Annotated in this window: 14 protein-coding genes, 1 tRNA gene and 1 pseudogene; 6 read left to right on the forward strand and 10 right to left on the reverse strand. The window is 73.5% G+C overall.

Annotated elements, in window-relative coordinates:
* On the reverse strand, positions 1-1115 hold a 1115-nt coding region (locus FMEAI12_RS35305; protein ID WP_112109366.1), incomplete at its 3' end, for a DUF3662 and FHA domain-containing protein.
* A gap of 160 nt (positions 1116-1275) precedes the next feature.
* Here FMEAI12_RS35305 and FMEAI12_RS35310 point away from each other — a divergent pair.
* Together FMEAI12_RS35310 and FMEAI12_RS35315 are read left to right on the forward strand one after the other, a co-directional pair.
* A tRNA-Leu gene (locus FMEAI12_RS35310) sits at positions 1276-1358 on the forward strand.
* A gap of 736 nt (positions 1359-2094) precedes the next feature.
* Positions 2095-2427, forward strand: a complete 333-nt coding sequence (locus tag FMEAI12_RS35315) for a DUF6458 family protein (protein WP_071063968.1) — start codon at positions 2095-2097, stop codon at positions 2425-2427.
* Positions 2428-2497: 70 nt separating this feature from the next.
* Here FMEAI12_RS35315 and FMEAI12_RS35320 read toward each other — a convergent pair whose 3' ends face one another.
* Entirely contained in the window at positions 2498-3340 is an 843-nt protein-coding gene (locus FMEAI12_RS35320; RefSeq protein WP_112109367.1) for an HNH endonuclease family protein, read from the reverse strand.
* A 183-nt stretch (positions 3341-3523) separates the two neighbouring features.
* On the opposite strand from FMEAI12_RS35320, the gene FMEAI12_RS35325 reads away from it, so the two are divergent.
* Positions 3524-4327, forward strand: a complete 804-nt coding sequence (locus tag FMEAI12_RS35325; RefSeq protein ID WP_235015108.1) for a TetR/AcrR family transcriptional regulator — start codon at positions 3524-3526, stop codon at positions 4325-4327.
* A 34-nt stretch (positions 4328-4361) separates the two neighbouring features.
* Here the strand turns inward: FMEAI12_RS35325 and FMEAI12_RS35330 are convergent, their stop codons facing one another.
* Positions 4362-6179: a serine/threonine-protein kinase gene (locus FMEAI12_RS35330; protein WP_112109369.1), complete on the reverse strand. Its 1818-nt coding sequence runs from the start codon at positions 6177-6179 to the stop codon at positions 4362-4364.
* A 234-nt stretch (positions 6180-6413) separates the two neighbouring features.
* Here FMEAI12_RS35330 and FMEAI12_RS37495 point away from each other — a divergent pair, with 234 nt between their 5' ends.
* A complete protein-coding gene (locus FMEAI12_RS37495; RefSeq protein ID WP_165938627.1) occupies positions 6414-6578 on the forward strand; it encodes a hypothetical protein in 165 nt (54 codons plus the stop codon).
* 16 nt (positions 6579-6594) lie between these two features.
* Here the strand turns inward: FMEAI12_RS37495 and FMEAI12_RS35340 are convergent, their stop codons facing one another.
* Positions 6595-6993, reverse strand: coding sequence for a cold-shock protein (locus FMEAI12_RS35340; protein ID WP_012157590.1), 399 nt, complete (start codon positions 6991-6993; stop codon positions 6595-6597).
* A gap of 393 nt (positions 6994-7386) precedes the next feature.
* Between FMEAI12_RS35340 and FMEAI12_RS35345 the strand changes: the two genes are divergently transcribed.
* Entirely contained in the window at positions 7387-7614 is a 228-nt protein-coding gene (locus FMEAI12_RS35345; RefSeq protein ID WP_112109371.1) for a hypothetical protein, read from the forward strand.
* Positions 7615-7636: 22 nt separating this feature from the next.
* Here the strand turns inward: FMEAI12_RS35345 and larE are convergent, their stop codons facing one another.
* Entirely contained in the window at positions 7637-9097 is a 1461-nt protein-coding gene (larE, locus tag FMEAI12_RS35350) for an ATP-dependent sacrificial sulfur transferase LarE (protein ID WP_255565782.1), read from the reverse strand.
* A gap of 58 nt (positions 9098-9155) precedes the next feature.
* On the opposite strand from larE, the gene purS reads away from it, so the two are divergent.
* Positions 9156-9419 (forward strand): phosphoribosylformylglycinamidine synthase subunit PurS, encoded by a 264-nt coding sequence (purS, locus tag FMEAI12_RS35355; RefSeq protein WP_012157592.1) that lies wholly within the window; start codon positions 9156-9158, stop codon positions 9417-9419.
* Between the two features lie 50 nt (positions 9420-9469).
* Here purS and FMEAI12_RS35360 read toward each other — a convergent pair whose 3' ends face one another.
* The 5 genes and pseudogenes from FMEAI12_RS35360 to FMEAI12_RS35380 all read right to left on the reverse strand — a co-directional run bounded on the left by FMEAI12_RS35360 (position 9470) and on the right by FMEAI12_RS35380 (position 14302).
* On the reverse strand, positions 9470-9820 hold the full coding sequence (locus FMEAI12_RS35360; protein ID WP_071063959.1) for a rhodanese-like domain-containing protein: 351 nt from the start codon (positions 9818-9820) through the stop codon (positions 9470-9472).
* Positions 9821-9869: 49 nt separating this feature from the next.
* A pseudogene (locus tag FMEAI12_RS35365) lies at positions 9870-10133 on the reverse strand (zinc finger domain-containing protein); the annotation flags it as partial.
* Between the two features lie 60 nt (positions 10134-10193).
* Positions 10194-11090, reverse strand: a complete 897-nt coding sequence (locus FMEAI12_RS35370; RefSeq protein WP_112109373.1) for a 1,4-dihydroxy-6-naphthoate synthase — start codon at positions 11088-11090, stop codon at positions 10194-10196.
* A 38-nt stretch (positions 11091-11128) separates the two neighbouring features.
* On the reverse strand, positions 11129-12070 hold the full coding sequence (gene mqnB, locus FMEAI12_RS35375; protein ID WP_112109374.1) for a futalosine hydrolase: 942 nt from the start codon (positions 12068-12070) through the stop codon (positions 11129-11131).
* A 243-nt stretch (positions 12071-12313) separates the two neighbouring features.
* Positions 12314-14302: an MFS transporter gene (locus tag FMEAI12_RS35380; RefSeq protein WP_235015112.1), complete on the reverse strand. Its 1989-nt coding sequence runs from the start codon at positions 14300-14302 to the stop codon at positions 12314-12316.
* Positions 14303-14694 lie beyond the last annotated feature (392 nt).

The following is a 14694-nucleotide window of genomic DNA, read 5'->3' on the forward strand; positions in this document are numbered from 1 at the left end:
CGGTAACCGTCGGGCGGCGCGCCCGGATCGTCGCGGAAGCGGGGCGACGGCCCCTCGCGGTACGCGTCCGGCCGGTGGTCGCCGGCGGGCCGGCCGGGCGGGTCGTCCCGGAAACGCGGAGACGGCCCCTCGCGGTAGTCGCCATCGCGTGGATCCCGGCCGGGGCGGTCGCGGTAACCGGGCTCGCGGCCGCCCGGACCACCCGGCTCCGGGCGGGCATAGCGGTCGTCCGGCGACGGAGTACCCCGGCGGGTCGACGGAGTCGGCTGGCGCGGGTCGAACGGCGGCGGCGTGCGGTGATCCGCCGGAGGCGGGGTCGGGCGGCCCGGCGGCGGTGACGAGCGCGCCGGGACCGGCGTGCGCGGCCCACGCGGGCCGGTTGCGCCGCGGGCCTCCTCACGCCGGAACTCCACGACCGCGGTCCCCAACTCGATCCGGTCGCCGTTGACAAGCTTCACCTGCGTCGCCGCGCGCCCGTTGACCAGGCTGCCGTTCGTGGAGCCGGCATCCACGTACAGGAACTGCCCGTCAGGCAGGCGGCGGATCTCGCCGTGCCGCCTCGAGACGCCCGTGTCGTTCAGTCGGATGTCGCACTCGACGCTGCGCCCGATCACCGTGGTCTCCGCGTCCAGCGGGTACTCCCGCTCGCCGCTGCCCGACCCGCCCGGCGCGCGTGTCGTGATCAGTAGATGCGGGGTACCCGGCGCCGCCGGCCGCGGCCGGCGGCCACCGACCACCGCGGGATCCGCGGAGGCCACACTGCTGCGGATCCGGAAGACGCCGATGTCGAGATCGGCGGCCTCCGCGAGTCGGACAGTCACCGGGCCGACGAAGGTGTAGCGCTGCTCCGCGGCATGCTCACGGACCATCTCCGCCAGCTCGTCACAGAGCGCCCGGGTGTAGGGGGCCAGCCGGGCGAAGTCGCCACCAGCCAGCTCGACGGCGAACTCGTTCGGGACGAGGACACGGTTCGAGCTGTTCGCACGCCGGTCGTCGGTCTCGCGAGCCAGGGCGCTGGCGATCTCGACGGGTTCGACCCCGCCTTTGAAGACCTTCGCGAACGCACCCTCGACGAGGCCGCCAAGGCGCCGTTCGAAGCGCTGCAGCACGCCCATGCCCGACCTCCCTTCTCCCGGTCTGTGAGATCGTATGCCCCCAGGCCGGTCCAACCCTCGGCTCGGCAGCTTGACATGCCTCCGCGGCCGGCCGGGGGGCGGCGCAAGCTACCGTCTCCAGCGTGATAGCGTGTCCCACGGCAAGGAGATAGTCCCACTCGGGCGAGTGGCGGAATGGCAGACGCGCACGGTTCAGGTCCGTGTGTCCTAACGGACGTGGGGGTTCAACTCCCCCCTCGCCCACGAGCCGGCCCGTCGTGCTTGCCAGCCCCTTCGGGTTGGCTGCGCGGCGGGCCGCGACGCTTTCCGGGGGGTGACCCCCCGAGACCCCCCGGAGGGCTGGGGTGCGGTGGCTCCGAACGCTTCGGCTTCCTGTGCGTGGGGCCCAAAGGCTGGTTTTCGGTTGGGGGCTGGCCGGGGGGCTCGGTCTCGCTTCGCTCGATCTCGGGGGCGTGGGTCTTGCTCCGGAGCGTGTTGTTTCAGCCTCTCTCTGCTGGTCTGGAAACATGCTTGGCATCCCGGCCCGCCAGCTCGAGTCCGGGTCCAGGGCAGAGGGCGCCGACGCGGCCAGCCGGTCGGCCACGGGTGGCGGGCGTGAAGCCGGGCACCGCTGATCCCGTTGCCGCCTCTGCGGCGTGCGGAATGACTGGGGCTGCGAGCAGCGACTCAAGTTGACGGCCCGGCCCAGTGGCGCGCTTCACCCCGGAGAAGCGGCTGACGCCCCGATGCCCGGTTTTAGGCGAAGCAAACCCCCGAGATCGTGCGAAGCGGGATTCGGTCCCTTAACCAGCACAAGCCAGGGTCAAAACCGTGGTCAGGGCGGGCGGCCATGGGGGGTGGACCGGTTGGCGGTCCGGAATGTCTCCCACATCGGGATGAGTACCGGTCGGCGCACCGGGTACTCCGACCCCGATCACGAAGGTCGGAGGTCACCTCGTCAGCGTCCTCCGCCGGACAGGCCCTCGGAGGGAGTAACGCAATGGGAATCGGTGCCGGAGTATTTCTGATGGCGCTCGGCGCGATCCTCACGTTCGCGGTCGACGTGACGATCTCCGGGCTCGACATCGCGGTCGTCGGGATCATCCTCATGCTGGCCGGGGCGGTCGGGCTCGTCCTGGAGCTCGCGGTGTTCGCGCCCCGGCGGCGGCGCGCCCTCGTGACGCGGTCGGATGTGGACGTCTACCCCGAGGCCGGGGCGTACGAGGAGCCCCCGGCCCAGGCCCTGCGGGTGCACCGCCGCACCACCCGGCAGGTGGACGTCCCGGCGGACTATGACGTGGACGGGCGCGCCGGGTACCCGCCGGTGCGTTGACCGGAGTCGTTCGCCGTCCGGCCGGTGGCCCGCGCAGTGGCGGGTCGCCGGCCGGACGGGTGTTCGGTGTTCAGCCGGAGGCCGCGGCCATTCCGAGCGGTGGCTGCTGCGGGCAGGATTGCAGCACCTGCCGCATGGCATCCGCCTCGGCCTGTTCGACCCAGAGGCCGTAGCGGGATTTCAATCCGACCTGGCGCGCGATGTAGGCGCAGCGGATTCCGGGGCTCGGTGGGAGCCATTCGGAGGCGTCCTGGTCGCTTTTCTGCTGGTTGATCGGGCCGTCGACGGCCAGCAGGTTCTCCGGGTCGTTCGCGAAGCCGAGGCGTTCCTTCGCGGTCCATTCCAGTGCGCCGGTGCGCCAGGCGTCGGCCAGCGGGATCACGTGGTCGATCTGGACGGCCGACGAGTTGCGCCCGCGGTCGAACCGGATGATTCGGGTGGTGTACGGGTCGCGCAGCTCGCCGGTCAGGACGATGCAGTCGTCGTTGCTGCGGGTGGTGATGCTGCGCAGGTCGCGGTGCAGGATGTCGTTGCGGGTGTCGCAGCCGTTGTGGTCGACATCGCTCCAGGCCGTCCCGAACTCGTTGCGTTTGTAGGGCGGGGAGTTGTCCTCGGCGCGGATCGACAGCGTGCCGAGCACCTGGAGGGCCGAGCCTGCGCCGGGCGGGGCGCCCGCGCCGCTCACCCCGCCGCCGGGTGCGGGCGCGGCGGTCGGGTCTCCCGCCGTGGCGTCGAGGACCTCGTCGCACCCGCCGACCAGCAGGATGATCGCGACCGCGCACAGGGCGCCGGCGGCGCGGACCAGTCGCCCGCGTCCCGCGCCGCCGAGGCCGGCTCCGCCACGGCCCGTTCCGCGGCGGCGCCTGGCGCCAGTGGCGCTCGTGGGCCCCGCGCCGGCCGTGCTCTCGCCCACTGTTGTCCCCGATCTGCTCGGCGTGGCCGGCCCGCTTCGCACGTCCGGTTTCGTCCGTCTACGGCCGTTTGCGTCCGTGACGGCCACCGTAGCCTGCGTCGATGCGGATCCGTGTCCGGTCCCGTCGGCTGGGCTCCGGGAAATGGCCGGATGGGCGGGCCGATGCCCATACAGTGTTCTGGCATGTACGGCGGGCCAACCGGTGGCGGGACGACTGACCATGATCTGGGCCGGCCGCGTGCCGAGCCGGTGTTCTCGCGCCGGGCCGGTGCGGAGACCGCGCCCGCCCGGCACCTGAGCTCGATCCCGGTGCCACCCGGGCCGGCGCGGGCGAGGCCGGTCTCCCGGCCGCCCGGCTCGCCGCGGCCGCTGCGCCGCGACGCCGAGCGCAACCGTGAGCGGGTGCTCGCCGCCGCCCGTGAGCTGTTCGTCGAGCAGGGCCTCGACGTCGGCGTCGACGAGATCGCGAAGCGGGCCGGGGTCGGGATGGGCACGCTGTACCGGCGGTTCCCGAACAAGGACGCGCTCATCGAGGCGATCCTCGGCACGGTCGTCGATCATCTGCGCTCGATCGCCGAGGACGTGCTGGCCACCGAGCCACCGACGGTGGCGCTGCGGTCGTTCTTCATCCGGTCGATCACGACCGAGGTCTGCCAGTGGGCCTTCCTGTCGAGCCGGCTGTGGAGCGGGCGGACCAACAAGCTGCTGTTCGCCGATGTGGTCCCGCTGATCGGCGAGATGTTCACCCGGGCGCAGCAGGCCGGGGCGGTGCGGTCGGACGTCGTGCTCTCCGACCTGATCGTGCTGGTCCGGTCGATGCGGGTCGTGCTGGACCTGACCGACGGTTTCGCACCCGAGGTCTGGCGGCGCCATCTCGATCTCCTGCTTGACGGCCTGCGGCCCTGTTCCGGCAACGCCGTCCTCGACGTCGGGCCGATGCCGTTCGACGCGCTCGCGATCTCGGCGGCGGCCAGGCCGCTCGTCTGACGCCCCCGGGGGCCGTCGCAGCTGGCCCGGGTCGTTACGGCTGGATCGTGACGCCCTGGCTTTCCGGCCGCTCGTGCAGCTCGAGCTCCTCGGCCTCCGCGTCCACGGGGATGTCGAAGACGAAGGTGCCCGTGACCGTGGCGCCGGGGGAGATCGTGTCCCAGATCCCGTCGTTGATCCAGTAGCGGGCCAGGAAGTCGGCGGCATGGCGGCCGCCGTCCGAGGTGTGCAGGTACTGGTTGGAGTTGCTCAGAACACGCTCGGCCGTTCCCACATTAGTGATCTTCATGTCCACCAGGCAGAACTGGCCGTTCGGGCGGCGGGCCAGAAACCCGTCGCCGACGCGGTCGGCGCCACAGCTGATCTTGCTCGCGGTGAACTCGAGCTGGTCGTCGCGGACGGGTGTGTTCAGGCCCCCGCTGCGCGGAGTCGTCGGCTGCTGGGACGCCGCGGGCCGGTCGCCGGCTCCCGAGGCTGCTCCCGGATCGTCCGAGCCGCCGGCGACCGAGCTGATCAGCCAGGCGGCCAGGACGACTGCGAGCGCGGCAGCGCCGAACAGGAGCACGCGGTGCCACGTGGAGCGAGGCTGGCTGGTCCCAGAGGGGACGGGCGGGTACGGGCCCTGCACCGGCGGGTTTGGCCCGTGCGTGGGTGGGTGCGGTGCCGCGCCAGCACCGGCGGGGCGGAAGCCGGAGGGCCCGAATCCCGCGGGGCCGCCGCCGGGAGCCGGCCCGCGTGCCACTCCGGGGGCCCCGGAGAAGGCCGGCGCGCCCGCCGGCGCCGGAACAGCGACACCGGACGGCCCCGCCCCGCCACCGTGACCTGGGGGGCCGCCGTGGCTGGCCGGGGCCCGCTCACCGGACGTCCCCGGGGCGACCCGGGTCGGCGCGAGGCCGGGCAGGGTCGTGCCCCTGGTGAGGTTCAGCAGTTCCTCGGCCTGGCCGACGGCGCTGGCGCTCGGCTGCCCGGTGCCGTCGTCGGACCGGGTGGGGGGCAGCGCGATCAGGTTCAGCAGGAGGTCCCGGGCGCTCGGGCGGTCGTCGGGGTTCTTGGCGAGGGCGGCCGCGACCAGCGCCTTCAGATCGTGCGGCAGGCCGTCCAGGGCCGGGCGGGAGCCGACGATACGGGTGCTGAGCTCCAGGTCCGTCCCGGTGCCGAACGGGTGGTGGCCGGTGCCCGCGTAGGCGACCAGGATGCCCCAGGTGAACACGTCGGCCTCCGGGCCGATGGCCTGGCCGTTCACCTGCTCGGGGGCCATCCAGCCGGCGGACCCGAAGCCCCACGCGGTGGGTTTCGCCTTGGCGCCCTCGAGCGCCTGCGCGATGCCGAAGTCGATCACCCGGGGGCCGGACATCGACAGCAGCACGTTGCTCGGCTTGAGATCACGGTGGACGAGACCGGAGCCGTGGATCGCGGTCAGCGCGGTGGCCACGCCGACGGCGAGCCCGGTCAGCGTGGAACCGCTGATCGGGCCGTTCTCCACCGCGTGGTCGAGCCGGACGCCTTCAATGAACTCGGTCACCAGGTAGGGGGCGGCCGCGTCGGGGTCGGCGTCCAGCACCTCGGCGGTGCAGAACGGCGCGACCCGGCGGGCGGCGTCGACCTCCTGCCGGAACCGCCGCCGGAACTCCTCGTCGGCGGCCAGGTCCGGCCGGACGACCTTCACCGCGACCCGGCGGCCGGCGGACTCGGCGAGGTACACCGTGCCCATCCCGCCCGCGCCCAGGCGGCGCAGCAGGCGGTACGGGCCGATCGCCCGGGGTTCGTGCGGGTGCAGGACCTCACCGGGTGGCGCCATGCCACCCGGCTGCCCGCGCGCCGCCGGAGCGACGCGTTCCCCGTTGTGATCCACGATGATGTTCCACCTTCGGTGCCCGGGGTCGCGGCTCTACGCCTGTTCGCAGTCTGCACCAACGTGGCGACGGCTCCGCGCGTGCCGAAGCTATGGCCGGATTCTCCGGCCACGGCGCGGAACGCCCGGCGGGTCGGTGTCGTCGGTGTCAGAGTCGTCGATACCAGAGCGGACGGCGCAGCGGTGCGCCCCGGACCAGTCCGCATCGCGACACCCCGGACGGGAGCACCGCTGATGACCGAGACCGCCGGGCCGTGGCTGGCCTGCCCCTGGTGCGGTGGGCAGGTGCCGCTGGCGCACCTGGTGCCCTCGGACGAGGAGCCCGGCGCCGTGGTCGCGGTCTGCGCGGGCTGCGGACGCCGGGTGACGATCACCCCGCCGGACGACCCCCGGGCCTGACCGGGGGTCGCGCCTGTCAGCGCTCGAGCTCGTTGGCGACCGCGTGGACGACCTTGGCCACCTTCTGGGCCGCCCTGCGGTCGGGGTAGCGCCCGCGGCGCAGGTCGCGTTGGACGTCGTCGAGGACCTTGATCATGTCTTCGACCATGCTGTGGAGCTCGTCGGGGCTGCGCCGTGAGGCGTTCGCGGCGGCCTTGGCAACGGACGGAGGAGCACTCAGAATGCGCAGCGAGAGCGCCTGATCGCCCTTCCGGCCGGCGGCAATGCCGAACTCGACCCGATCGCCGGGCTTGAGGCGATCCACACCGGACGGCAGAGCGGCCTTGTGGACGAAGACGTCGGCGTCGCCGTCATCACGGCTGAGAAAACCGAAACCCCTGTCGACGTCGAACCACTTGACTTTGCCGGTGGGCACGGGCGACCTCGTTCTGCGTTGCGGATCGGCGGATTGACACGCGGTGACGGATTCCCAGGCTATCCGGCGCCCGCCTCATGTGTAGCCCCTTCGCGGACGATGACACCGCGTGGCCGGGGCCCGACATCGTCCCCGGATGACCACGCCGATGTTCGTCCGACACCGGACACTTCGTGGCTGACTGCGGAATATGGAGCGTCTGTCCGGTAAGGCGAGTTCTTCCGGAGCCCAAGGACGTTACAGAAGACGCATCCGGGGCAGGACCGCCGTGCGCGTGACGCGGAACGGTCGCGCTGCAGGACACAAGCGCACACGGCGCGCACCAGCGGACGCACCAGCAGGAGCACACAACGCGCAACCAGAAAGAATCGATCGTTCGGAGGAGTGAGCTCCATGTCGAAGCCCGACCGTGATCTCGACTTCCGCGACGCGGACGCTTTCGCCGAGGCCGAGGACAGCCGTCGCCGCGACGAGAACGCGCACGCCGACGGAGGTACCGCCGACGCCGCGGCGATGCGGGAGGCCGACGGCCTCTCGGCGACGCCGAGTGAGGCCGCCGCCTACCGCGAGCACGTCGAGCGGGGCGCCCGGCAGCAGGGCGAGGGCGCCCCGACCTTCTGAGGCGCTGATCCCGATCCGGGTGTCAGGCCGGCTCGGTCTGGCGCCCGGGGGCGGGAAGGAGCTCGTTCATCGAGCCGGACCGGAAGCCCCGGGGATCGACCTCCGCGTGGGCGAAACCGGACTCGACGACCACCGAGACCAGATCGGGACGGGCCACCAGTCCGGCCACGTGGTCGGCATCCACCTCGATCCGGGCGACGTCCCCGAGATCGCGCACGCGCAGGTCGCGGATGTGCAGGCCGGCCGCTGCCGTGGCCACCCGCAGCGCCGTCTCGGCACGCTCCACCCGGGCGAGCCGGGCCGGGCTGACCCGCACCCCGTAGGCGATCCGGCTCGCCAGGCAGGCCGCCGCCGGCTTGTCCCAGGTGGGCAGCCCCCAGGCCCGGGACGCGGCGCGCACCTGGGCCTTGGTCAGACCGGCGTCCAGCAACGGCGTGCGCGCGCCCCGGCTGGCCGCCGCGCCGATGCCGGGCCGGAACCCCGCACGCGCGTCGTCGGCGTTGGTTCCGGTGACCACGTGCGCCAGACCCAGCTCGACGGCCAGCGGCGCGAGTGTGTCGACGAGCTCGGACTTGCAGAAGTAGCAACGGTTGGAGCTGTTGGCGCGGTAGCCCTCGTGGCTCATCTCGTCGGTCGCCGGGAACAGGTGGCGCACCCCGAGGCCGGTGGCGAAGCGGCGGGCCGCGTCGAGTTCGGCCGCGGGCAGGGACGCCGACACGGCCGTGGCCGCGACCACGGCGTCGGGGCCGAGTTCCCGCGCGGCGGCGGCCAGCAGGAAGGCGGAGTCCGCGCCGCCCGAGAAGGCGACCAGCACCGATCCGAGCTCACCCAGCCGTGCGCTGAGCGTGTCCAGGCGCCGGCGGAGCACCTCGTCCGCCAGCCAGGCCGGGAAGGCCGCCAGGTCGGGCAGGACGACGTCCGCCCCGGCCGCGGTCAGGTCGTCCGGCGGGCAGGGGCCGGTGGGCACCGCGACGGAGGCCGCCCCGCCCGCGCGCGCGCCGTGGACGTCCCCGACGTGGTCGCCGACGAAGACGTCCACGCCGTGCTCCTCGATCGCCGCGCCCTTGGTCTCGGCGAACAGCCAGCCCGCGACGTGGTCCGCTGTGATCCCGATGTGCTCCAGGCTGGCCCGGGCCAGCGGCTCGCTCTTCGCGGTCACGACCACGACCCGCCCACCGGCGCTGCGGACCGCCTCGACGGCCTCGGTGGCGTGCGGCATCGCGACGGAGACGGGCACCGCGTGCACCGCGTAGAGCTCGCGATAGCGGGCGGCCCGCCGGGCCACCTCGTCCGCCGGGAACCAGCGGGCGATCTCGTCCTCGAGTGGGGGGCCGAGCCGGCGCACGGCGGCCTCGCCATCGATCGTGACGCCGGTCTCGGTGGCCAGCTCGGCGAAGGTGGCGACGATCCCGCGGCGGGCGTCCAGCAGGGTCATGTCCAGGTCGAAACCGACGACCAGGGTGGATGTTCTCCAGGGGGACACCCGGCGAGCCTAACCAGCCAGGCGGACGGGCCGCCGAAAGCCGGTAAGGTCCGCGGGTGTGACCAGGGTTGTGGTGGATGTGATGCTCAAGCCGGAGATCCTCGACCCGCAGGGCCAGGCGGTGCTCACGGCGCTGCCGCGCCTCGGCGTGGCCGGGATCAGCGGCGTTCGCCAGGGCAAGCGTTTCGAGCTGGACCTGGACGGCGAGGCCGACGCCGAGGCGCTGGCGCGCATCGAGCACCTCGCGTCGACGCTGCTGGCGAACCCGGTGATCGAGGACTATGTCGTCCGGGTGGAACCAGCGCGGGTGGAAGCCGACTAGGCGGAGCCGCGCCGCCGCGGTGAGCCGCGGCGGCGGCGGTCAGAGCACGGTCAGAGCACGGTGGGGGCGAGCGGGGTCTCGCTGATCATGGGGCGGCCGGCGGCCTGCCAGCCGATCATCCCGTTCACGAGGTTGCGGGCCTGCCAGCCCTCACGGGCCAGGTGCGCGGTGACGGCGGCCGACCGGCTGCCGGAGCGGCACACCACGACGATCTCCCGCTCCCGGGGGACCTCGCTGATGCGGGCCAGGAAGTCGCCCATCGGGATGTGGACCGCGCCGTCGATGTGACCGGCGGCCCACTCGTCGGGCTCGCGTACGTCGACGAGCAGCGGGCCACCCTCGGCGGGCAGGTGGACGGGAAGCTCCGTCACGTTCACGGTCGGTATCTGCTGGGGACTCACAGTGCCATCCTGCCACCCGCCGCGGGGCTGGGCGGATGCGGCGTGGCGCTCACCTGAGCAACCTTGACATCCGCCGGTCGGCCAGAACCCGCCCGCCGGTCTGGCAGGTGGGGCAGTACTGCAGCGAGCGATCGGCGAACGACACCTCCCGGACGGTGTCCCCGCAGCGCGGGCAGGGTAGCCCGGCCTGGCCGTGCACGTTCAGCCCGAGCTTCTTCTCCGCCTTGAGGTCGCCGGCGGCCAGGCCCTGCGCGGCACGCTCCGCATCGCGCAGCACGCCGGTGACGGCCTCGTGGAGCTGGCCGACCTCGTCGCCGGCATGAACGTCAGTGTGACACTCCCGGCCCTGCTAACGGGCCCGGCGCGGCTCTGGCTACGCGCCGGTGGTCAGAGTGCTGGCGGTCGGGGCGGTGGCGGTCAGGGCGCCGGCGGGCAGCTCCGGGACGAGGCCGGCGGCGGCGGCGCGCCCGAGCAGCTCCCGGACGGCGGCGAAGCCCTCGTCCCCCAGATCGAGAGTGAAGTCGTTGACGTAGAGCTCGATGTGGGCGTTCGCGACCTCGGGGGCCATCTCCTGCGCGTGCTCGATCACGAAGGTCGCGCTGGCGGCCCGGTCGGCGAAGGCCGCGGCCACGCTGGCCCGCACGGCGGCCGACAACGCGGCGGTGTCGAGCCCGCGGCGGGCCACGATGGCGCCGAGCGGAATCGGGAGCCCCGTCCGGCCCTCCCACCAGTCACCGAGGTCCGCCACCGCGGTCAGTCCGTAGGACGGGTAGGTGAACCGCGACTCGTGGATGACCAGCCCGGCGTCGTACTGGCCGTCCCGGACGGCGGGCATGATCCGGTCGAACGGCACGACGTTGATCGAGCCGATGCCGAGCTGCTCGGCCCACAGCCGGAACAGCAGGTAGGCGGTGGTGCGGGTGCCCGGGATGGCGACCGAGGCGCCGCGCAGGTCCGTCTGCCCGGCGGTCAGGACGAGCGGTCCGCACCCGCGGCCGAGCGCGCCGCCGGCGGTGAGCAGCGAGTAGCGGTCGAGCAGCCACGGCAGGGCCGCGTAGGAGACCTTGACCAGGTCGTCCCGGCCGTCGGCGGCGCGGGCGTTCAGCACGTCGATGTCGGCGAAGGTCGTCGACACCGCCGGGGCACCCGGGACCAACCCGTGGATGAGCGCGTGGAAGGCGAAGGTGTCGTTCGGGCACGGTGAGATGGCGAGCGTCAGCTGGTCCGGCGCCGGGGCTCCGCCCTCGCTTCCGATCGGCGGTGTACTCATGCGCGACCTCCTGGTCCGTTGCCTCCCGAGGGCCCGGGCTAGCCCGTCGGCCCCGACTCCTTCTCCGCGCGGGGGGCGGGTACCAGGCCCTCCGGGTGTGCCACGAGCGCCGCCGCCGCGGTGCGCAGGCTGCTCAGCGCGGCCTGCGTGTTCCACGCCGCGCGGTCCCGCCGGCCGACCGGGTTGCTGACCGCGCGGATCTCCGTCACCGGAACACCGAACGCGCCCGCGGCAATCCCGACGGCGTACCCCTCCATCGCCTCGGCGACCGGGTCCAGCCGTGCTGTGAGCGCCGCGGCCCGCCGCTCCGTCCCGGTCACGGTCGACACAGTGAGGACGGTGCCACTCACGATTCTGCGCCCGGTGATGTCGAGAACGGTCGTCAGCCGCCGGACGAGGTCGGCGTCGGGCTGCAGGGTCGACGAGCCGAGGCCCAGGTCGTCCATGGTCAGGAACGCGCCCGCCGCCACCGGGCCCGGTGGCGGGCCGGGCTGGTACGGGGGTGCCCCGGTGGGGTGGAAGCCCAGGTTGCGGTCCATCTCGTTGATCCGGACCGGGGCTGCCGGCTCGGCCGGCTCGTCGAGTCCGGACTCGGCACCGAGGTCCGCGGCGACCATCCGGTCGGCGATCACCAGGTCGCCGACCTCAGCCCAGCCGCGGAAACCGCCTGCGATCCCCATCGAGATGACCAGCCCGAACGGCTCGCCGGCCGCGCTCGCGACCGCCAGGGCGACGGCCGTCCCGGCCGCGGACGCCGGACCAGCCGGGCCGGCGGCGAGAACGGTCACCGGACCGCGCCGGCGCCCGACGTAGGGCCCGAGGGTCGAGGTGGTCAGCAACTGCCGGTCCCAGTCGGGCGAGACCAGGCCGCCGGGCCCGGACGGAGTGCGCGAGCGGCCGCGCGACCAACTCCCCATCAGACCGGCGCACACCGCGTCCGCCTCGGCGTTCACCGCGGTGACGATGAGGGTGCGGGTCATGACCTGCTCAAGATCATGGTTTGGACGTGTCCTCGTCTTCCGTCGCGCCGTTGGGGCGCCGGTCTGCGACCAGGCCACCGTGCCGGACGGCGCAGTGACGGCACGATCCCTGTGATGTGGTGCAAACCGGACTTAGTTGACGGACCCTAGCACCGCGATCGACCCTCCGTGGTTCCGAGCACCCGCTGTGATCTGGCGCTCACGGTTATCTCCAGGCGTGGCGGGCGGCCTGCCCTGTGGGAGCTATCGTGGCCGGTCGCGGCGCCAGCGGCCACGGCGGGCGGAGCCGTCCGGAGGGTCGGGATCCTCCAGCGTCCGCGGCACCGCGGGGGTGGGCACACCGGGCTGCTCCTGCCCCGCCGTACCCGGCCCGGGTGTCCCGCCCGCGTCCGGCCCCGGCGGCCTGTCCTGGACCGGTTCCTGCTGGTACGACTGCTGTCGGCCCTGCCGGTAGCCGTTCTGCTGGTGGCCCGGTTGCCCGGAGTCCAGATGGTAGGGCTGCTGGTAGGCATGGTGCAGCTGCGGTGCCGGGCCGTACGCGCCGCCCGTGCCCTCGGCCGCCGCCGGCCCGGGGACGAGCGGGTGCCCCAGCGGGTTCGTAGCGTCGGGATCGCCGCCGGCCCACTGCCCGCCGCCGACGGGCCCCCGCCAACTGACCGGGACGTCAGCCCGCGGATCGGGGGCGTACCAGCCGTTCATGGAACCCGTGGGCACTGCACCCGCGGGTGCGGGGCTGACCGGTGGGGGACCGACCGCGGTGGGGTCGGTCGCTGTGGGATCGGCGACAGCGTGGTCGGTTGTCGCGTAGCCGGCCGGCGCGGGAACGGTGTCGGCGACGGGCGCGGACGGCTGCGCCGGTGCCTGCGGGCCCGCCCACGGCGGCTTGGCGCCGGTGGTCTCCCGGGCCGTGGGCCGGTGGCGCTCGCGGGCCTGGCGGCGGGCCTCCCGCAGCGCCCGGGACTGCAGGACGAGGGCCAGCCCGACCGCCGCCGCGGCGAGCGCGAAGCCGAGCGTGCCCGGCATCTCGATCAGCCCGAACGCGCCGCCGGTCACCCAGCCGAGCTGCAGCGCAGTCTCGGAGCGGGCGAAGGCCGAGCCCCGGGTGTCCTCGACGATGTCGCGCTGGATTATGGCGTCCAGCGCCAGCTTGGCCATCGAGCCCGCCGTCATCGCCAGCAGGGCCGCGACCAGCGAGGTGAACCGGGTGTACGTCACCGCGGCGACGAGGCATCCGCTCGCCGCCAGCAGCAGGCCCAGCATGAGAATTCCCTCGGGACGCCGGCGCCCGAGCCGCCCGCCGATGAGGACGCCGATTCCGCTGCCGAATCCCGCCGTCGCCGCGAGGGCGCCGAGCCACAGGTTGTTGCCGCCGTTCGTCCGCAGCAGGAATGCCAGGTAAAAGGTGAGGAAGCCCACCAGTCCGCGCAGGACCAGCGTCGCCCGCAACGCGACGGGCAGCGCGCCGAGCGCCGCGGCGAACCGGGTGCGCAGGTTGCCCCGCCGGCGCGGGCCGGTGAGCTCGCGCAGCGTCCGCTCACCGGCCGCGGAGTCGACGTGGCCGGGCAGGTTGAAGGCCAGCAGCACCCCGGCCATGTAGATCAGCGCGCACACCCGCAGGACCCACGGATAGCCGACGAACGGGATGTTGGCCAGCCCGAGGCCGACCGGGGCGACGATCGCGCCGGCGACGATGTTGACCAGGGAGATCCGGGAGTTGACCTTGACCAGGGTCATCTCCGGCGGCGTGACTCGCGGCACGACGGCGCTGCGGGCGACGCCGAACGCCCGCGACAGGACGAGCAGCCCGAGGGCGAGCGGGTAGACCGCGAGCCCGTCCAGCGCGCCGGCCAGCTGCCAGGCCAGCAGGCACCGCCCGAGGCAGATGGCCGCGAGCGCGGTGCGCCGCCCGTAGGCCACCCTGTCCAGCAGCGGCCCCACGACCGGGGCCAGCAGGGCGAACGGCACCATCGTGATCAGTAGGTAAAGTGCCACCTTGGACCGGGCCTCGCCGGTCGGCACCGCGAAGAACAGCGAGCCGGCCAGCGCCACCGTGACGAGCGCGTCGCCCGCCGCGTTGACGAAAGACAACTCGGTCAGCGAGGACAGCCCGGACTGTTGCGCGCCGTCGCGGCGAATGGTCGCACGCAGGCGGTTGAGTCCTTCGGTGAGCGTGCTTCCCGGCTTCACTCTGCCGAGTGTCCTCGCCAGTACCGCTCGAGACCACGACCACATCGGGCGGGGCGACCGTCGTTGGGTGAGAATACGTGCCGTGGAAGCACTAGAAGTTCGTTCCGAGTCGGCTGGGGCCCGTGGGTCCCGGGGTTCGTCGGATGGTGCCGGCGTTCCCCCCGCTGACACTGCGACGGATCACAGTGAGGCCACGGCGCCGTCCCCCGCGGACGAGAAGCCACGCCGGCCCGTGCGCCGGTCGTCGCGCCGTACGCGGGCGGCAGCGGCCGAGCCCACTCCCCCGACGTCACCTGACGCGCCAGCCTCCGCCGCCGACGCATCGGGTGACCCGCCCGCCGGTGACCCGCCCGCCGGTGGGCCGGCTGATGCGTCCGTCGACGTTCCGGCTGGTGCGGTGTCGGGGCACGAAAGTGCGGTGCCCGGGACATCCGAGC

The organism is Parafrankia sp. Ea1.12, from assembly GCF_900465275.1.
Lineage (GTDB): Bacteria > Actinomycetota > Actinomycetes > Frankiales > Frankiaceae > Parafrankia > Parafrankia soli.